The sequence below is a fragment of the Pseudomonas sp. B21-053 genome, from assembly GCF_026016365.1.
Classification (GTDB): Bacteria; Pseudomonadota; Gammaproteobacteria; order Pseudomonadales; family Pseudomonadaceae; genus Aquipseudomonas; species Aquipseudomonas nunensis.
In genome coordinates, this window is sequence record NZ_CP087205.1 from 3663481 (window position 1) to 3681905 (window position 18425).

An 18425-nucleotide genomic window follows, 5' to 3' on the forward strand; every position below is an offset into this window, starting at 1 on the left:
ACACCTTTTGTATCGATGAACAGAAGCTAGACGAGACTGGTTTTACGTCAAACAATTTGAAGACTTGAAAGAACCACAAGCAATTGATTAATAAGGAAAATAGTTACAGCTGGAAACATGACGCTACATATGCAGGACAAATCCTACAGCCAAGTATTAATCATTCCATTAGTTACACTCGGCTTCCACGCTTGAGCGTTTCACTCGGCAACTCTTTGAACAACGCGTGGTAACTACTGGAAAACCGCCCCAAGTGCCAGAATGACCAGTGCATCGCCACTTCGGCGACTGTCGTGTCCATTGTTGTCCGGCTGAGCAGTTCACGGTGAGCGCTATTGAGCCGACGCAGGCGCAGCCAATGGGTCGGTGTCATGCCGGTAAAGGCCTTGAACGCATGCTGCAACTGACGCAGTGAAACCCCGGCGACCTGGGACAGTTCCAGCAGGTTGAGGGTTTCTTCCGGCGCGTCGGCGGCCCACTCCCCTACCCGCTTCATGATCGTTCGCTCTTCGGAACGCCGCTGCAAACCGCCGCGGTCCAGGCGTACACAAGCGTTGTCGAGGATGTACAGGCAGTCCTCCAGCAGTTGCAGGGTCAACGCTTCGCGGCTGGGCGGATCGAACGTCTGTGCCAGTCGCGTCAGTGTGGTGCTCAGCCAACGGCTGAACAGCGCGTTCTGCTGGCAATTGAGCGGCGACATGAACAGACCTTCCAGCCGCGCCACGTTCAAGCCATGGCGCTGGACGAACTCCGGACCGAACACCACTGCAATCTCCTGGTAGTTCTCCGGGGTGATCCAGATGTTGCGACTTTCGCCATTCAACACATACAGCGAGTTGTCGCTGCGATCGAAACAGAACGCCAGCGAGCCTTGTGGCGCACTGAAATTCTGCTCGACCCGAGTGTTCATGTGCTCCTCGTAAATCTCCACGCCTTGCAAGTCCAAATAGCGCACCAGCCCGGCGAAATGCCCCGGCGACATCTGCTGGTAATGCTGCACCCAACCCGGTGTGGCGCGGATTTGCTCGGCGACATCGGCGGTGTTGAACGCTTGGACTTGTAACGGATTGCACACTGTCATGGGGTGACCTTACGCACTCGTTTGGTGCGTTTTGGTGCTGCTTAAAGTGGATAGATGGAACCGCAAGGCTCGCCCAAGATAGTCGTCAACGCGCTTCAGGGGAAGTGTCTGTCGGATGCGACCACCCTCCCTGGCGTTACTAAAACCAATAACGAGGTCTTTATGAATGTCCCTTTCGATCAGCTGTTCACGTGGCTGAAAGATCACAAGATTACTGAGGTCGAGTGTGTGGTCAGTGACTTGACCGGCATCGCTCGCGGCAAGATTGCACCCACTAACAAGTTCCTGCATGAGCGAGGCATGCGCCTGCCGGAAAGTGTGCTTCTGCAAACAGTAACCGGGGATTTTGTCGACGACGACATCTACTACGACCTGCTCGACCCGGCGGATATCGACATGATCTGCCGCCCGGTCGCCGACGCGGTCTACGTGATTCCATGGGCCATCGAGCCCACCGCCATCGTCATCCACGACACCTTCGACAAGTTCGGCAACCCGATCGAACTGTCGCCGCGCAACGTGCTGAAGAAAGTCCTGCAGCTCTACACCGATAAAGGCTGGAAGCCGATTGTCGCGCCGGAAATGGAGTTCTACCTGACCCAGCGCTGCGAAGACCCGGACTTGCCGCTCAAGGCTCCGCTGGGCCGTTCCGGTCGCGCGGAAAGCGGTCGGCAGTCGTTCTCCATTGACGCTGCCAACGAATTCGATCCACTGTTCGAAGACGTCTACGACTGGTGTGAACTCCAGGGCCTGGACCTCGATACGCTGATCCACGAAGACGGCCCGGCGCAGATGGAAATCAACTTCCGTCACGGCGATGCCCTCGACCTCGCGGACCAGATCACCGTGTTCAAACGCACCCTGCGCGAAGCGGCGCTCAAGCACAACGTGACCGCGACGTTCATGGCCAAGCCGATCGGCGATGAACCCGGCAGCGCCATGCACTTGCACCAGAGCGTGGTCGATATCGCCACCGGTCAGCCGATTTTCGCGGATGCCGACGGCAAGATGAGCGAGCTGTTCCTGCACCACATCGGCGGCCTGCAGAAGTACATCCCGAAAGTGCTGCCGATGTTCGCGCCGAACGTGAACTCGTTCCGCCGCTTCCTGCCGGACACATCGGCACCGGTGAACGTCGAATGGGGCGAAGAAAACCGCACCGTCGGCCTGCGTGTGCCGACCTCGACTCCGGACGCCATGCGCGTGGAAAACCGTTTGCCCGGCGCCGATGCCAACCCGTACCTGGCGATTGCTGCGAGCCTGTTGTGCGGTTACCTGGGCATGGTCGAGAAGATCGAACCGAGCGCCGCAGTGCAGGGCCGCGCCTATGAACGTCGCAACCTGCGCCTGCCGATCACCATCGAAGACGCCCTGACCCAGATGGAAGAATGCGAAACCGTCGGCCGCTACCTGGGCAGCAAATTCGTGCGCGGGTATGTCGCGGTGAAACGCGCCGAGCATGAAAACTTCAAGCGCGTGATCAGCTCCTGGGAGCGGGAGTTCCTGTTGCTCAGCGTCTAAACCGCACCCCTGTGGGAGCGGGCTTGCTCGCGAAGACGGCGGCACAGTCAATAGAGATGTCGACTGACACACCGCTTTCGCGAGCAAGCCCGCTCCCACAAGGGGAAATTGCCAACGCCTGAAAAATCCAACAACTCAAAGAGGTGTCGAATGCGTCTATTGAAATCCGTGGTTCCGGTCGCGCTGGCGATCATGTTCAGTGCCGGAGCCCAGGCCCAGCCACAGGTCAGCGTCTACAACTGGACCGACTACATCGGCGAAACCACCCTCGCTGACTTCCAGGCCAAAACCGGAATCAAGGTGATCTATGACGTCTTCGATTCCAACGAAACCCTCGAAGGCAAATTGCTCGCCGGGCGCACCGGGTATGACGTGGTGGTGCCGTCCAACCACTTCCTCGCGCGCCAGGTGAAGGCCGGCGCGTTCCTTAAACTGGACCGCTCGCAACTGCCGAACTTCAAGAACCTCGACCCGAAACTGCTCGCGCTGCTGGAGAAAAACGATCCCGAGAACGCGCACTCGGTGCCGTACCTTTGGGGCACCAACGGCATCGGCTACAACGTCGACAAGGTCAAGCAGGTGCTGGGCATCGACCATATCGATTCCTGGGCCGTGCTGTTCGAACCGGAGAACATCAAGAAGCTCAGCCAGTGCGGCGTGTCGATGATGGACTCGGCGGATGAAGTGTTCCCGGCGATCCTCAACTACATGGGCATGGACCCACGCAGCGAAAACCCGGAAGACTTCAAGAAAGCCGAAGCCAAGCTGTTGAGCATCCGCCCCTACATCACCTACTTCCACTCTTCCAAGTACGTGTCGGACCTGGCCAACGGCGACATCTGCGTGGCCTTCGGTTATTCCGGCGACGTGTTCCAGGCCGCGAACCGCGCCAAGGAAGCGAAGAACGGCGTGAACATCGCCTACGCTATCCCGAAGGAGGGCAGCAACTTGTGGTTTGACCTGTTGGCCGTACCCGCCGACGCCGCCAACCCGAAAGAAGCCCACGCCTTCATCAATTACCTGCTCGATCCGCAAGTGATTGCCAAGGTCAGTGCCTCGGTGGGTTACGCCAACCCGAACCCGGCCGCCAAGCAATACATGGACGAGGCGCTGGTGGACAATCCTGAGGTTTACCCGCCACAGGCCGTCCTCGACAAACTCTACATTTCGACCACCCCGCCCCAGGCGATCATGCGTCTGATGACCCGTTCCTGGAGCAAAGTGAAGTCCAACAAATGAATCAGTACAGCAATGAACACGCCCAGTCCTATTACGCCGCCACGGCGAAAAGTCTGGCGCCCTACCCCACGCTGGCCTCGGATCTGGATGCCGATGTCTGCGTGATCGGTGGCGGGTTTACCGGGGTCAACACCGCCATCGAGCTGGCGCAGCGCGGGCTCTCGGTGATTCTGCTGGAAGCCCGGCGGATTGGCTGGGGCGCCAGCGGGCGCAACGGTGGGCAGTTGATCCGTGGCATCGGCCATGACGTCAGCGGGTTCGCTCGTTATGTCGGCGTAGAAGGCGTGCGGTATATGGAGCGCGCCGGGGTTGAGTCCGTGGCGCTGGTGGGTGATCGCATCCGCGAAAACGGGATCGACTGCGACCTGCGTTGGGGCTTCTGTGAACTGGCCAACACCAAGGCGCAGTTCGCCGCGTTCCAGGCTGAGCAAGCTGACTTGATTGAGTCCGGATACGCCCATGAAACCCGACTCGTCGGCCCGGAACAGATCCGCCAGCAAGTGGTGAATTCCGGTGTGTATGCCGGCGGTTTGATCGACATGGGTTCGGGCCACTTGCACCCGCTCAACCTGGTCCTCGGCGAAGCGCGCCTGGCCGAATCCCTTGGGGTGCGAATCTTCGAACAGAGCCCGGTGCTGGAGATCATCCATGGCAGCACCGTGCAGGTTCGTTGTGCTGGCGGCACCGTACGCGCCGGCAGCGTGGTGCTGGGCTGCAACGCGCATCTCGAAGAACTGGAACCGAAACTCAGCGGCAAAGTGCTGCCCGCTGGCAGCTACATTATCGCCACCGAACCGTTGTCCGCCGAGGTCGCCGCGCAGTTGATCCCGCACAACCTGGCGCTGTGCGATCAGAAAGTCGGCCTGGATTACTACCGGCTCTCGGCAGATCGGCGTTTGCTGTTCGGCGGTGCCTGTCACTACTCCGGGCGCGATCCATCGGACATAGCGGCCTATATGCGCCCCGCGATGCTCAAGGTGTTTCCGCAACTGGCCAACGTGCGCATCGATTATCAATGGGGCGGCAAGATCGGCATCTCGGCCAATCGCTTCCCGCAGATCGGCCGCTTGAGCCAGCACCCGAACGTGTTCTACGCCCAGGGTTACTCCGGGCATGGCCTGAACGTGACGCACTGGTGCGCCAAGTTGCTGGGCGAAGCGATCCATGCCGGCCACAGCAAAGGCTTCGACGTGTTCAGCGCCGTGCCGCACATGACCTTCCCCGGTGGCCGCGCCCTGCGTTCACCACTGCTGGCGCTTGGCATGTTCTGGTATCGCCTGCGCGAAATGCTCGGTTAACCCCCGATTCTCCCGGCAAAAACCTTACCCCTGTGGGAGCGGGCTTGCTCGCGAAGGCGTCATGTCAGTCAATGCCGATGTCGACTGACACACCGCCTTCGCGAGCAAGCCCGCTCCCACAGGTCGGGCGTGCATCCCATTGAACAGCCTTTTAATTTGCTCTATCGCGAGGCACTTCTATATTGAGGGGGTGCTCTGACTTTCTGCCTCCTTGCGAATGCGACCCATGGCCACCACTGACCAGTTGATCATCTGCGAGCACTGCGACTGCGTGTATGAAAAAGTCACGCTCGCCAAACATCAGAAAACCCTGTGCACCCGCTGCGGCGGCGTGCTCCAGCGTTATAACGGCCTGACGATCGAGCAGCGCCTGGCCTTGACCTTCACCGCGTTGATGTTGTGGGTTTTTGCCAACTTCTACCCGGTCATGAGCATCAGCCTCAAAGGCCTGAAAAACAGCGCCACGCTTTGGGATTCGGTGCTGGCCCTGAGCCTGGGGCCGATCACGTTCATCGCCCTGGTGGCAGCGATTTCGATGATCATCGCGCCGATCTTCCAGTTATTACTGCTGATCTGGGTCTTGAGCTTCGCCCTCAAGGGCCAGCGCTCGCCGGGTTTCCGGTTCTGCATGCGCTGGCTGGAAACGCTGCGGCCCTGGAGCATGCTCGAAGTCTGCCTGCTGGGAGCGATGGTCGCGGTGATCAAACTCGCGGGGTTGCTGGATGTGCTGCCCGGCATCGGCCTATTCGCCCTCGCCGTGCTCAGTCTGATGATGATCCGCATCGCCGGGCGCGATATCCGTGATCTGTGGGACATCCTATGACAACGCCTCCGGTCGCCAGCGAACTCGGCCTGTGCCTGTGCCACAGCTGCGGAATGGCCTGCGACATGACCAACGAACCGCATGAATGTGAGCGTTGTGGCGCGCCCCTGCATCGGCGCAAGACCAACGCCCTCGCCCGGACCTGGGCCTATATGTTCACCGCCCTGGCGTTCTACGTGCCGGCCAATCTGTTGCCGGTGATGAACACCAAAATGGTCGGTAACGGCGCCGACAGCACCATCATGAGCGGCGTGCTGGAGTTCTGGGAGGCCGGTGCCTGGGACATTGCCCTGATCATCTTTATCGCCAGCATCGCGGTGCCCGGGATCAAGTTCGTCGCCCTGACGCTGCTGCTGGTGACCGTCCAGCGCGACAGCCTGTGGGCGCGCAAAGAGCGCTCGAAGCTGTACCGCTTTGTCGAGGTCATCGGTTACTGGTCGATGCTCGACGTGATCGTGGTCGCCCTAGTGGCCTCCCTGGTGAAGTTCCAGGCCCTGGCGGATATCGAACCGCGCCCGGGCATTCTGTTTTTCGGCCTGGTGGTGGTGTTCACCATGCTCTCGGCGATGAGCTTCGATCCCCGGATGATTTGGGATCAGACGCCGGACCCATTACACAACGAGGAGGACATGGATGAAGTCGCAAGCCACTGACGGGCCTCAGGCCCCAGGCCAGGCCAGTATCAAGACTCGTCGTTTCAGCGTTTCGCTGGTGTGGATCGTGCCGATTGTGGCGGTGCTGGTGGGGATTTCCCTGGTGGTGCACAGCGTGATGCAGGAAGGCCCGACCATTACCGTGACGTTCAAGACCGGCGATGGCCTGACCGCGAACAAGACCGAGGTCAAATATCGCAACGTGGTGATCGGCCATGTCTCGGACGTGGAGCTGAGCAACGACCATAAGAGCGTCGACGCCACGATCAAGCTGTCCAAAACGGCCGAGACGTTCACCCGCGAAGACTCGCAATTCTGGGTGGTGCGCCCGCGCATCGGTGCCGGCGGCGTTTCGGGTATCGATACCTTGCTTTCCGGTGACTACATCGGCGCCGATATCGGTCACGCCGACAGACGTTCGAAGAACTTCAAAGGTCTTGAGAACCCGCCGCCGATCACCTACGGCGAGCCGGGCAAGCGCTTTACCCTGCACTCACAGGACCTCGGCTCGCTGGATATCGGTTCGCCGGTCTACTACCGCAAGATTCCGGTCGGCCAAGTAGTGGCGTATGCGCTGGATGCCGACGGCAAAGGGGTCAATCTCGAGGTTTTCATCCACGCGCCGAATGACGCGTATGTCACCGAAAACACCCGGTTCTGGAACGCCAGCGGCATCGACCTGAACATCGGCGCCAACGGTTTTGCGGTGAAGACCGAGTCGTTGTCCTCGTTGCTGGTGGGCGGCATTGCCTTTCTCGCCCCGCAATACAGCCCCAACGATCAACCGGCCACCGAGGAGAAAACCTACGAATTGTTCGATGACCAAACCACCGCCCTCGCCCCGCCCAATGGCAAGGCGCAATACCTGAGCCTGCGTTTCGACCAGGCCCTGCGCGGGCTCAAGGTCGATGCGCCGGTGGAATTCCTCGGCATGGAAATCGGTAAGGTGGTGGCGATCAATCTGGATTTCGACGAGAAAAAACGTAGCTTCCCGGTCAACGTCGGCATCGTGATCTACCCGCAACGCTTGGGTCAGGCCCACACCAAAATGATCAAGGCGCTGATGCATGATCCGAATGACGAGGCTGCCGGCGTGCGCCTGATGGGCACCTTTATCGAAAATGGCCTGCGCGCCCAGGCCCGCAGCGGCAACCTGCTGACCGGCCAGTTGTATATCTCGCTGGATTTCTACCCAAAAGCCGAGAAAGTCGCGTTCGATCCGAACGCCCGGCCGGTCAGCATTCCGACCATCCCTGGCAGCCTCGAACAATTGCAGGAAAAACTCGAGGCCATGGTCAACAAGATCAACCAACTGCCGGTGGAACGGATTGCCAGCAACCTCGACAGCAACCTCGTCGAGCTGCGCAAAGGCTTGGCGCAATTCAATGCCAAGACCCTGCCCGGCGTGCAAACCACCCTGGCGGACGTCAGCAAGACCCTGAACTCGGCCAGTTCGACCCTGGCCGAAGATTCGCCGCAGCGCGAACAACTGACCCAGACCCTGGACGAACTCAAACGCATGTCGCGATCCCTGCGTGAACTTTCGGATTACCTCGGTCGTCACCCGGAATCGTTGATTCGCGGCCGTCCCGAAAATGCCGCGCCATCGGATCTGCAAGGACCACCGCGCAACTGACCACAGGAGCAACACCCATGGCTTTTTCGCCGAAGATTACCTTGGTCGCCGCGTTGGTGCTGCTCGCGGCGTGCCGCAGCGACCCGATTCACTTTCACACCCTGACCCCGGCACAACCGCCCCGCACCAGCGGCGACGAGATCAAGATCGAAGGCATCAGCGTGCCGCCACAGGTCGATCGCGCGCAGATTGTCATTCGCCAGGGCAACAGCGGCTTGTCGATCCTCGAGACCGATTGGTGGGGCGCAAGCCTGTCTGATGAATTGCGCAGTGCGCTGGTGGATCAACTGTCCAATAGCAACCCACAACACAAAGTCTCGTTGCGGGTGGATGTGCAGCGCTTCGACTCGATTCCCGGCCAGTACGGCTTGATCGACGTCAAATGGCGTTTGCGGCCGCTTGGCGCAGGCGATAACGCGCTGGTTACCTGCCGCAGCACGTTGCAGACGCCTTCGGGGCCGTCCATCGAGGATTTGGTGACCGCGCAGCAAAACAACGTCAAACGCCTGGCCGCCGTGATCAGCCAGGCGGCCGCCTCGCAACGCGGTTGCCCCGCGTCCCTCTGATCGACACAACCCTGTAGGAGCATGGCTTGCTCGCGAAGGCGTCTTTGAGGACGCCATCGCGAGCAAGCTTTGCTCCTACAAGATAAAACCCCGCCAAGTGTGTTTGATATCGAATATCAAATACTGCATTTAATAATGACAACTGCGTGACATTCAAACTAATAAACACAGTCGTTTTATCCGAGCAAATTTTTCACATCCGTTTCACCACGCTCACACGTACCGCCCCTTAGTGTGCCGAGCATTGCAGGAAGTTCGAATCAGTAACTTTCAATAATGTCGTTAAAGGGGCCGCAGCGTGTTCGAATCAGTGTCATCCGCCATGCCGACTCGTCGTTGGCTGCCATCGCGACTCACCCGGATTATCAGCCTGTCATCGCTGCTGATGGCGGCTGCATTGGTGACGGGTTTCGTCGTGTGGCATCGATCCCCGACCGATCTGGGCAGTGCGAATGCCCAGGCGCGTGCCGAATTGCTCCAGCACTGGCGCGCTGGTGACGTGGTGGTGCTGGTGCGGCATGCCGAGCGCTGCGACCGTTCCAGCAATCCGTGCCTGGGCCCGGCCGACGGCATTACCCGGCTCGGCAGTGAGTCTGCCAGCGCCGTGGGCCAAGGTTTCAAACAACTCGGCATGGCACAAACCGATGTCTTCACCAGCCCGGTGACCCGCACGGAGCAATCCGCGCATTTCATGTTCGGCAAGGAAGCGCTGACCCAGCAATGGCTGGCCAGTTGTGGCACCACCCTGCGCAACGATGTGGTCGCGCACAAGGTTGCTCATCGCAATACCGTACTGGTCACCCATAGTGGCTGTATCAACGACTTCGAAGTGCAGACCGGTTTCAAGCATGCGGACGCCAGCCAATACAGCAGTTCGTTGTTTGCCAGTATCGGCGCCGATGGGCAACTTAAAGTGCTGGGCATACTGAATGACGCTGATTGGCACTCGCTGCTGAGCGATAAAACCCTGAAATAATCTGCCCCGTCGTTAGATAACTAAAGTTGAAACGCTTAGTTTGCCGATTTATCGCGCGCGCTATTTAAGTTTGTCTGATGTGTATTCCTTCAGGAAATGTTCAGTCGGGAAGGTTGATAGTTCTCTGGAGCCACTGCGTCCCTGCGTTAAGGTCGAGTCATGACGTCCCACAACAATGTGTTGCAACACCCGGCGGTGAAAATATCCCGCCGCCCTGCCCCATCTGCCGTCGAACGCTGGATCGTTCCCGGTTTGCTCCTGGCCTTCGTGTTGTTCTATTTACTGCCGCTGGTGAGCCACGGCTTGTGGATTCCCGATGAAGCCCGCTACGGTCAGATCGCCCAGGAAATGCGCCTGAGTGGCGACTGGATCGCCCCGCACTTCATGGGCATCCGTTATTTCGAAAAACCCATCGCCGGCTACTGGATGATCGCCATCGGCCAGGCCGTGTTCGGCGACAACCTGTTCGGCGTGCGGATCGCCTCGGCACTGAGCACCGGCTTCAGCGTATGGCTGACCTACCTGATCGCTCGCCGTTTGTGGAACGACCCGCGCAAAAGCGGTGCCTGCGCGTTGCTCTACATGAGTTTCGGATTGATTGCCGGTCAGGCCGGTTATGCGAATCTCGATCCGCAGTTCACGTTCTGGGTCAATTTGAGTCTGGTGGCGTTGTGGTTTGCCATCGACAGTCCTTCGGGTAAACGCCGACTCGGTGCCTGGGCCGTATTGGGCGCGGCTTGCGGCATGGGCTTCATGACCAAGGGTTTCCTTGCCTGGCTGTTGCCGGTGCTGATCGCCCTGCCCTACATGCTGTGGCAGCGACGGCTTGGCGAACTGCTGCGCTACGGCTCACTCGCCGTGGTTGCCGCAGCGCTGGTGTGCCTGCCGTGGGTGCTTGCAATTCATCATCAGGAGCCGGACTTCTGGCGGTTCTTCTTCTGGAATGAGCACATTCGCCGGTTCGCTGCCGACGATGCGCAACACGCCCGTCCGTGGTGGTTCTACCTGCCATTGCTGGTGGCTTCGAGCATGCCGTGGGCATTGTTGTTGCCGTCCACCTTTATCCAGGCCTGGAAAAACAGACGCCAACCGGCCATGGGGTTCCTGCTGTTGTGGCTGTTGTTGCCCCTGGGGTTTTTCAGCCTGAGCAGCGGCAAGTTGCCGACCTACATCATGCCGTGCCTTTTGCCGCTGGCGTTACTGATGGGGCATACCGTTGTCGGATTGGTGGATCAGGAGAAAGGACGCGCGATTCGCTGCAACGGTGTGCTCAATGTGCTGCTTGCCAGCGTCGGCCTGATCGCGTTGATTTACCTGCAAGCGACCAAGGAAATCTTCGAAAACACCGAGATGTTCAGCCTGTCCCTGGGCTACATCGTGCTGGCCGGCTGGATCATCGCCAATGCGCTGCAAGTCTCGCGACCCTTGCAGTTCTGGGCCGCGCCGGCGTTGGGGAGCTGGCTGCTGGTGGCGCTGCTGCCTGCGGCGATGCCGGCGACGATCGTCAACAGCAAGATGCCTGATCAGTTTATTGCCGAACACCTGGATGCGTTGAGTCAGACTACTTCGTTGCTCAGTAACGATTTGGGCGCGGCGTCGGCCCTATCCTGGCGGCTGAAGCGGCCGCAGGTTGATCTGTTCAACACCGTTGGCGAGCTGAAATATGGCCTGGAGGATCCGGCGATGGACTCGCGCAAAGTCACCAAGGGCAGCGTCGGCCAATGGATGACCGAAGCGCGCAAGAAAGGCTCGGTCGGGGTGGTGATGCGGGTCAACAGCGTGCAGGAAGTCGAAGAAGTCGCGTTGCTGCCGGTGGATGGCAAGCGCTATGAGCGCGGCAACCTGGAAATCCTGATATTCCCGCAAACCCAACCTTAAACACCGAACCCTTGTGGGAGCGAGCCTGCTCGCGAAGGCGATAGATCATTCAACATCAATGCTGAATGTACCGGCCTCTTCGCGAGCAGGCTCGCTCCCACAGTGGGTAGTGCCAAATTCAAGTTCCAGGAAACTCTCCATGAAACTCCAAACATGTGACAGGGCCGCGCTATGGCTGCTGCTGGGTGCAACTGCCCTGATGTTGTTTTCAGGTTTAGGCGCACGAGAGCTGTGGGGCGCGGAAACCCGCTGGGCCAACATCGCCCTGCAGATGCTGCAAAGCGGTGACTACTTCGACCCGTATCTCAAGGGCGGCCCGTATTACGACAAACCGCTGCCGTCCTATTGGCTGATCACCGCCACCGCCTGGCTGACTGGCGGCCTGGGGAATTGGTCAGTGCGCCTGCCCTCGGTGATCTCGGCTTGGTTGAGCGTGTGGCTGGTGTATTCGCTGGGCGAGCAATTATTCCGCAAAGGCACCGGGCTGGTTGCCGGCTGGATGCTGGCGACTACCTTCTATTTCGTGTTCTGGGCACGGGTCGCCACGGCCGACATCCTCACCGTCTGCGGTGTACTCGCCGCCGTCTGGTGGTACTGGCGCGGACCGGATGACACACGCCTCGGCCGTTACCTCGGGTTTTTCCTGCTGCTGTCGCTGACCTCGCTGTTCAAAGGCCTGATCGGTTTCATCCTGCCGGGCTTGCTGCTGTTGCCGCATCTGTTGCAGGACGGTCGCTGGAAACGCCATCTGAATCTGCGAATGTGCCTGGCGCTGCTGATCGCCGGCGGGTTCTACATGACGCCGTTTATCCTGTCGAATTTCTACGGCGCGCCGACCTATGGCGAAAGCGGCCTGGGCCTGGTGCTGCGGGAAAACGTCGTGCGGTTTTTCCAGCCGTTCGACAACATCGGGCCGATTTACACCTACCTGATTTACCTGCCGGTCTACACCCTGCCTTGGGCGCCTGTCTGGATCATCGCGTTGTGGGTCGCGGTACGGCGCTGGCGCAGCGTCGAACCGAATACCCGCTGGCTGATCTGGGGCCTGGGGTTGCTGATGCTGTTCTTCACCGCCAGTGGCAGCCGACGCAGTTACTACGTGTTGCCCTTGGTGCCATTTGCGCAATTGCTCGGGGCCTGGTGGATCACCCAACGCAACCCGGTGAGCCGTGGCTGGAAGATCGGATTTGGTGCCGCGACGCTGCTGTTGCTCGCGGTGCTGGGCGTGCTCTACCCGTGGACCAATGGCGGTGGCGGCGTGATCCAGTTCGGTGAGACGGTCAGGCTGGAAGCCAGCAAGCGTGCACCGCTGAAGGACTGGCGCATGGTCATGATCGAAGTCGATAACAAAGTGCCGATGTACCTGCAAACCGGCGGTGCGCCGTTTTACTACGTGCAGGAAAACCAGGACTTCCCACGCAGCGGCGACAGCGCCGCGTTGATGACGTGGCTGGACACCACCAGCGGACAGCATTGGGATCCGCAGCGCACCATCATCGTGGCGCACTACCGCAATGGCGATGCGCTGCCGCTGAACTACTTGAGTGTTGACCATCAGGTGATTACCACCACGCCCACCAATGGCGAGCGGATGTTCCATGGACGCGAGGACCAGAGCGTGGCGTTCATCCCGCAGTCCTGAGATCACCGATAATTTCCCTCTGTGGGAGCGAGCCTGCTCGCGAAGAGGCCATCACATTCAACATCCATGTTGACTGACACGACGCTTTCGCGAGCAGGCTCGCTCCCACAGGGTTTTGTGCCGGTCGCGCCTCTGTAGCCAATCACACGAATTCACTATTTTTTTAACGTTTTTTTCTCATTCCGCGCTCTACATTCGCCGCGCCTCAAACATGCAAATGATTCCTATTGATCTACAGTTATTGAGAACCTTCCTCGTCAACACGGTGGACGGCGCAGGCAAAAATCAAAAAAAACAGGAGCACGCATCGCATGACTTCCCGTATCCCTTCGTTTCTTAAAACCGCACTGCTGACCGCCGCACTGGTCAGCGCCGGGCACGTGTATGCCGCCGACGCCGACGGCATCGTGGTTTACAACGCGCAGCACGAAAGCCTGACCAAATCCTGGATCGAAGGCTTCACCAAGGAGACCGGCATCAAGGTCACCGTGCGCAATGGCGACGACACCGAAATGGGCAACCAGATCGTCCAGGAAGGCACGGCCTCGCCAGCGGATGTGTTCCTGACCGAGAACTCGCCAGCCATGGTGTTGGTGGATAACGCCGGACTGTTCGCCCCGGTGGCACCCGCAACCCTGGAGCAAGTCGGCGCGCCGTACCGTCCGGCCCACGGTAAATGGGTCGGCATCGCCGCGCGCTCCACAGTGTTTGTCTACAACCCGAGCAAACTGAAGGAAGCCGATCTGCCCAAGTCGCTGCTGGATCTTGCCTCGCCAAACTGGAAAGGTCGCTGGGGCGCTTCGCCGGGCGGCGCGGACTTCCAGGCGATCGTCGCCGCCGTGCTCGAACTCAAGGGCGAAGCCGCCACCCTCGATTGGCTGAAGGCGATGAAAACCAATTCCACGGCGTACCGTGGCAACAGCGCGGTGTTGAAAGCGGTGAACGCCGGGCAGATCGACAGCGGTGTGATCTACCACTACTACCGCTTCGGCGATCAGGCCAAGACCGGCGAAAACAGCAAGAACACCGAGCTGCACTACTTCAAGCACAAGGATCCGGGCGCGTTTGTCAGTATTTCCGGTGGCGGCGTGCTGGCTTCCAGCAAACACAAGGATCAGGCCCAGGCCTTCCTGAAGTGGGTGACCGGCAAGGACGGCCAGGCGGTGCTGAAAAACGGCAACTCGTTCGAATACGCCGTGGGCGTGAATGCCGAATCCAACCCGAAACTGGTGCCGCTGGCGCAACTCGATGCACCGACCGTCGATGCCTCCAAGCTCGACAGCAAAAAAGCGGTGGAACTGATGACCCAGGCCGGACTGCTCTAATTGATGCCTGAAACCCTGCCGTCGGGTGTCGCTTCGGCGATACCCGCGAATTCACTGCGACGCTCCCGCGGTTTGTTTGTCGGCCGCGGTGGCGCGTGGGTGACGGGTTTGTCGGTGCTGGTGTCGTTGCTGGCGCTGTTGCCGATTGCCTTTGTGATTGGCGTGTCCTGGCAAACCGGTTGGGCCGGTATCGAGAAGCTGGTGTTCCGGCCACGGGTCGGCGAATTGCTGATCAACACCGTGTTGCTGGTGGTGATCACCCTGCCCTTGTGCATCGCGTTGGGTGTGGCGCTGGCGTGGCTGACCGAACGCACCAACCTGCCGGGGCGACGCGCATGGTCGTTGTTGGCGACCGCGCCGCTGGCGGTGCCGGCGTTCGTGCACAGTTACGCCTGGGTCAGCCTGGTGCCATCGATTCATGGGTTACCGGCCGGTGTCCTGGTGTCGGTGATCGCGTATTTCCCGTTCCTTTATCTGCCGGTGGCCGCGACATTGCGTCGGCTTGATCCGGCCATCGAAGACGTTGCCGAATCCCTGGGTCTCAAGCCCTGGGCGGTGTTTTTCCGGGTGGTGTTGCCGCAACTGCGCCTGGCCATTTGCGGCGGTGCCTTGCTGGTCGGTCTGCACCTGCTGGCGGAATACGGCCTGTACGCGATGATCCGTTTCGACACCTTCACCACGGCGATTTTCGATCAGTTCAAATCGACTTTTAACGGCCCGGCCGCGCACATGCTGGCCGGGGTTTTGGCGTTGTGTTGCCTGGCCATGTTGACTGTCGAGTCGGCGGCGCGTGGCAGTGCGCGTTATGCCCGTGTTGGCTCGGGCAGTGCACGGGAGCAGCGGATCGTCCTGTTGGACGGCAACACAACCCGGCTCGCCCTCACCCTGCAAATCGTCACCTGCCTGCTGGCGCTCGGCGTGCCGCTGATTACCTTGGGTAAATGGCTGATCGCCGGGGGCAGCGAAGTCTGGCAATGGGACGAATTGCTGCCAGCCCTGGAGCAGACTTTGCTGCTCGGGCTTGCCGGCGCCGCCCTGACCACCTGCGCCGCGATCCCGATTGCCTGGCTGTCGATTCGCTCGCCGGGGCGTCTGCAACGGGTGCTGGAAAGCTGCAACTACATCACCAGTTCATTGCCCGGCATCGTCGTGGCCCTGGCGTTGGTCACGGTGACGATTCACTTCGCCCGGCCGATCTACCAGACCACCATCACCGTGCTGCTCGCGTATTTGCTGATGTTCCTGCCGCGAGCGCTGGTGAGTTTGCGCGCCGGCATCGCCCAGGCCCCGGTCGAGCTGGAAAACATGGCCCGCAGCCTCGGGCGTTCCCCCGGTCGCGCGCTATGGCTGATCACTTTGCGCCTGGCCGCACCGGGTGCGGCGGCGGGCGCTGCGCTGGTGTTTCTGGCGATCACCAATGAGTTGACCGCCACCCTGCTGCTGGCGCCCAACGGCACGCGAACCCTGGCCACCGGTTTCTGGGCCCTGACCAGCGAAATCGACTATGCGGCGGCTGCGCCTTACGCGCTGATCATGATCCTGCTGTCACTGCCGTTGACCGGACTTCTCTATCACCAATCCAAACGCACGGCTGGCCGATGAACGCCCTCGAACTGAACTCGATCTACAAATCCTTCGGCGCCCAGCAAGCCCTGGAGAACATCAGCCTGTCGGTGCCCACCGGCAGCCGCACGGTGATCGTCGGCCCGTCCGGCTCGGGCAAAACCACCTTGTTGCGGATGATCGCCGGTTTTGAATTCCCCGATACCGGCAGCCTCTCGCTCAACGGCCAGACTCTGGTGGACAGCACGCACTCGGTGCCGGCGCACCAGCGTTTGATCGGTTACGTGCCTCAGGACGGCGCCTTGTTTCCGCACATGACCGTGGCCGCCAACATCGGCTTCGGTTTAACCGACAAAGGCCCGGCCCGGCATCAACGCATCGCCGAGTTGATGGACAGCGTCAATCTGGACGCGAACATGGCCAAGCGTTGGCCCCATGAACTGTCCGGCGGCCAGCAGCAACGGGTGGCCCTGGCCCGGGCGCTGGCGCAACAACCGCGTTTGATGCTGCTGGATGAACCGTTCTCGGCCCTCGACACCGGCTTGCGCGCGGCCATGCGCAAGATGGTCGCGCGACTGCTGGAAACAGCTGGCGTCACCACTATTCTGGTGACCCACGATCAGAGCGAGGCGTTGTCGTTCGCGGATCAACTCGCGGTGATGCGCCAGGGTCGGTTGGTGCAGTCGGGGCATCCGATGGATTTGTACCGCTACCCCGACGACGAGCAAACCGCGCTATTTCTTGGCGATGCCGTGGTCATGCCGGCGCGAATCGAGGCCGGTTGGGCCCATTGCGACCTGGGCCGGATACCGGTCAACGATCAGGACAGAAACGGCTCGGTGCAGATCATGCTGCGGCCCGAGCAATTACAGATCGGCGATTCGGTGACAGATGCCCACGGTTGTCCGGGGGTCGTCACCGAACGCGATTTTGGTGGCAACACCTGCACCTTGACCGTGGAGCTACTGCCCGGCGAGTTCGAACCGGGCCGATCGTTGCTGGTGCGCAGTTCCGGCATGCACGCGCCACCCGCCGGCAGCGCGGTTCACGTCACCACGCTCGGCAACGCCCATGTGCTGAACGACTGACAGCCTTCACAAATCGAAACGATCCACCGCCCGCCGCCGTTCATTGTCATCGCGCACGTCATAGTTGGCCGTAGTCTGGATGTTGCTGTGGTGCGCCAGTTTCTGCGCGATCGACAGGTCGTGTTCTTCAATCACGCGAGTGATAAACGAGCGGCGGAAGTCGTGGGGCATAATCTTCACCCCGACCTGCGCGCCGCGCTGCCGCGCGATGTAGTAGATCGCATGCTTAGTGATGCGCTCGCGGGTAATGTGGCTGCCGCGACGGATACGGTTGAACAGGAACGGATCGTCCTCCTGCCCTTCTCCCAACTGCGAACGGCGCAGTTCCAGCCACGCGTCCAGTTTGGCAAAGGCCCAGGCCGGCGCGTACTTGATCAACTGTTTGTTGCCTTTGGCGGTGACTTGCAGGCTGCGCTCGTTGAAGTCCACCTGGTTCAAGTCCAGGTTCACCGACTCCGACTTGCGCATGCCCGAACCGTACAACACCGCGATGATCGCCGCGTCCCGCAGGCCTTGTGGTCGCGGATCCGCCGCGCAGACTTCCATCAATTCCTGAATCAACGTGCGCTTGAGATTACGTCCCTGAGACAGCCGCGTGCCGGCAATGCCTTTGACCGAGCGCATCTTCAGCAAGTGTTCCTGGCTGATCAGGCTCATTCGCCAGGCTTCATTCATGACCCCACGCACCGCGTTCACATACAGCGAAGAGGTATTCGGCGCGTAACCGTCAGTGCGCAAAGCGGCGACTAACGCAACGACATCTTCGGGCTGGAGTTCGTGCCAGGGAATCTCCTCGATGTTCATGTCTTCGAAGCCCAGGCGATCGGCCGCGTCCTGTAACACGTAGCGCATGGTCAGTTGGCTGGACGGCGCCAGTCGCGCCAGATACAGGGTCAACGGGTTGGCTTTTGCAGCCCTGGATTCATTAACGGATAAGTCAATCAAACGAAAAAGCCTTGAATGAAAACGGTTCAACACAACAACTAAAGAGTTCGGCTACTTGCTGTAAGGAGTAGCAAACGTTGGGATTAACGCGATAAACGGTCGAAGTCTGAACTCTAGCTGTCTGAACTTCAGATAAACGATTCGCCGACCGGTTTTTCATGTCCCTTTCACATTTTCGAGCCTACTCTAAT

15 protein-coding genes are annotated in these 18425 nt (G+C 60.0%); 13 read left to right on the forward strand and 2 right to left on the reverse strand.

What is annotated here, in order from left to right:
• Positions 1 to 172: 172 nt before the first annotated feature.
• The gene (locus tag LOY68_RS16775) at positions 173 to 1081 is read right to left on the reverse strand and encodes a helix-turn-helix domain-containing protein (protein WP_265038631.1); all 909 of its coding nucleotides are present in this window, start codon (positions 1079 to 1081) and stop codon (positions 173 to 175) included.
• Positions 1082 to 1243: 162 nt separating this feature from the next.
• Here LOY68_RS16775 and LOY68_RS16780 point away from each other — a divergent pair, with 162 nt between their 5' ends.
• The 13 genes from LOY68_RS16780 (at position 1244) to LOY68_RS16840 (ending at position 17289) form a co-directional block, all read left to right on the forward strand.
• Positions 1244 to 2602, forward strand: coding sequence for a glutamine synthetase family protein (locus LOY68_RS16780; protein WP_265038632.1), 1359 nt, complete (start codon positions 1244 to 1246; stop codon positions 2600 to 2602).
• Between the two features lie 150 nt (positions 2603 to 2752).
• The gene (locus LOY68_RS16785) at positions 2753 to 3841 is read left to right on the forward strand and encodes a polyamine ABC transporter substrate-binding protein (protein WP_163910204.1); all 1089 of its coding nucleotides are present in this window, start codon (positions 2753 to 2755) and stop codon (positions 3839 to 3841) included.
• Complete coding sequence (locus LOY68_RS16790) at positions 3838 to 5139, forward strand: NAD(P)/FAD-dependent oxidoreductase (RefSeq protein ID WP_265038633.1); 1302 nt, start codon at positions 3838 to 3840, stop codon at positions 5137 to 5139. The genes LOY68_RS16785 and LOY68_RS16790 overlap by 4 nt, the downstream gene beginning before the upstream one ends.
• A gap of 226 nt (positions 5140 to 5365) precedes the next feature.
• Positions 5366 to 5962, forward strand: coding sequence for a paraquat-inducible protein A (locus LOY68_RS16795; RefSeq protein WP_163910206.1), 597 nt, complete (start codon positions 5366 to 5368; stop codon positions 5960 to 5962).
• Positions 5959 to 6615 carry a paraquat-inducible protein A gene (locus tag LOY68_RS16800; protein WP_265038635.1) on the forward strand — a complete coding sequence of 219 codons (657 nt, stop codon included), beginning with the start codon at positions 5959 to 5961 and terminating at the stop codon, positions 6613 to 6615. Before LOY68_RS16795 ends, LOY68_RS16800 begins: the two co-directional genes overlap by 4 nt.
• Complete coding sequence (locus LOY68_RS16805) at positions 6596 to 8251, forward strand: intermembrane transport protein PqiB (RefSeq protein WP_163910208.1); 1656 nt, start codon at positions 6596 to 6598, stop codon at positions 8249 to 8251. Before LOY68_RS16800 ends, LOY68_RS16805 begins: the two co-directional genes overlap by 20 nt.
• Positions 8252 to 8268: 17 nt before the next feature.
• The gene (locus tag LOY68_RS16810; RefSeq protein WP_163910209.1) at positions 8269 to 8817 is read left to right on the forward strand and encodes a membrane integrity-associated transporter subunit PqiC; all 549 of its coding nucleotides are present in this window, start codon (positions 8269 to 8271) and stop codon (positions 8815 to 8817) included.
• 298 nt (positions 8818 to 9115) lie between these two features.
• Positions 9116 to 9793 carry a histidine phosphatase family protein gene (locus tag LOY68_RS16815; RefSeq protein ID WP_413787154.1) on the forward strand — a complete coding sequence of 226 codons (678 nt, stop codon included), beginning with the start codon at positions 9116 to 9118 and terminating at the stop codon, positions 9791 to 9793.
• Between the two features lie 159 nt (positions 9794 to 9952).
• The gene (gene arnT, locus LOY68_RS16820) at positions 9953 to 11671 is read left to right on the forward strand and encodes a lipid IV(A) 4-amino-4-deoxy-L-arabinosyltransferase (protein ID WP_265038637.1); all 1719 of its coding nucleotides are present in this window, start codon (positions 9953 to 9955) and stop codon (positions 11669 to 11671) included.
• Between the two features lie 139 nt (positions 11672 to 11810).
• Complete coding sequence (locus tag LOY68_RS16825; RefSeq protein ID WP_265038639.1) at positions 11811 to 13313, forward strand: ArnT family glycosyltransferase; 1503 nt, start codon at positions 11811 to 11813, stop codon at positions 13311 to 13313.
• A gap of 311 nt (positions 13314 to 13624) precedes the next feature.
• The gene (locus LOY68_RS16830; protein WP_265038640.1) at positions 13625 to 14638 is read left to right on the forward strand and encodes an iron ABC transporter substrate-binding protein; all 1014 of its coding nucleotides are present in this window, start codon (positions 13625 to 13627) and stop codon (positions 14636 to 14638) included.
• A gap of 3 nt (positions 14639 to 14641) precedes the next feature.
• A complete protein-coding gene (locus LOY68_RS16835; protein ID WP_265038642.1) occupies positions 14642 to 16240 on the forward strand; it encodes an ABC transporter permease in 1599 nt (532 codons plus the stop codon).
• Positions 16237 to 17289: an ABC transporter ATP-binding protein gene (locus LOY68_RS16840; protein ID WP_265038643.1), complete on the forward strand. Its 1053-nt coding sequence runs from the start codon at positions 16237 to 16239 to the stop codon at positions 17287 to 17289. Before LOY68_RS16835 ends, LOY68_RS16840 begins: the two co-directional genes overlap by 4 nt.
• 6 nt (positions 17290 to 17295) lie before the next feature.
• On the opposite strand, the gene xerC is transcribed toward LOY68_RS16840, so the two are convergent.
• Positions 17296 to 18234, reverse strand: coding sequence for a tyrosine recombinase XerC (gene xerC, locus LOY68_RS16845; RefSeq protein WP_265038645.1), 939 nt, complete (start codon positions 18232 to 18234; stop codon positions 17296 to 17298).
• Between the last annotated feature and the right edge of the window lie 191 nt (positions 18235 to 18425).

What these genes read in the sequence shown, in the direction of transcription:
- LOY68_RS16775 (WP_265038631.1), bottom strand. Translation starts at nt 1,081, where the DNA reads ATGACAGTGTGCAATCCGTTACAAGTCCAAGCGTTCAACACCGCCGAT.
- LOY68_RS16795 (WP_163910206.1), top strand. Translation starts at nt 5,366, where the DNA reads ATGGCCACCACTGACCAGTTGATCATCTGCGAGCACTGCGACTGCGTG.
- LOY68_RS16790 (WP_265038633.1), top strand. Translation starts at nt 3,838, where the DNA reads ATGAATCAGTACAGCAATGAACACGCCCAGTCCTATTACGCCGCCACG.
- LOY68_RS16805 (WP_163910208.1), top strand. Translation starts at nt 6,596, where the DNA reads ATGAAGTCGCAAGCCACTGACGGGCCTCAGGCCCCAGGCCAGGCCAGT.
- LOY68_RS16780 (WP_265038632.1), top strand. Translation starts at nt 1,244, where the DNA reads ATGAATGTCCCTTTCGATCAGCTGTTCACGTGGCTGAAAGATCACAAG.
- LOY68_RS16830 (WP_265038640.1), top strand. Translation starts at nt 13,625, where the DNA reads ATGACTTCCCGTATCCCTTCGTTTCTTAAAACCGCACTGCTGACCGCC.
- LOY68_RS16785 (WP_163910204.1), top strand. Translation starts at nt 2,753, where the DNA reads ATGCGTCTATTGAAATCCGTGGTTCCGGTCGCGCTGGCGATCATGTTC.
- LOY68_RS16835 (WP_265038642.1), top strand. Translation starts at nt 14,642, where the DNA reads ATGCCTGAAACCCTGCCGTCGGGTGTCGCTTCGGCGATACCCGCGAAT.
- LOY68_RS16825 (WP_265038639.1), top strand. Translation starts at nt 11,811, where the DNA reads ATGAAACTCCAAACATGTGACAGGGCCGCGCTATGGCTGCTGCTGGGT.
- LOY68_RS16840 (WP_265038643.1), top strand. Translation starts at nt 16,237, where the DNA reads ATGAACGCCCTCGAACTGAACTCGATCTACAAATCCTTCGGCGCCCAG.
- LOY68_RS16810 (WP_163910209.1), top strand. Translation starts at nt 8,269, where the DNA reads ATGGCTTTTTCGCCGAAGATTACCTTGGTCGCCGCGTTGGTGCTGCTC.
- LOY68_RS16800 (WP_265038635.1), top strand. Translation starts at nt 5,959, where the DNA reads ATGACAACGCCTCCGGTCGCCAGCGAACTCGGCCTGTGCCTGTGCCAC.
- arnT (WP_265038637.1), top strand. Translation starts at nt 9,953, where the DNA reads ATGACGTCCCACAACAATGTGTTGCAACACCCGGCGGTGAAAATATCC.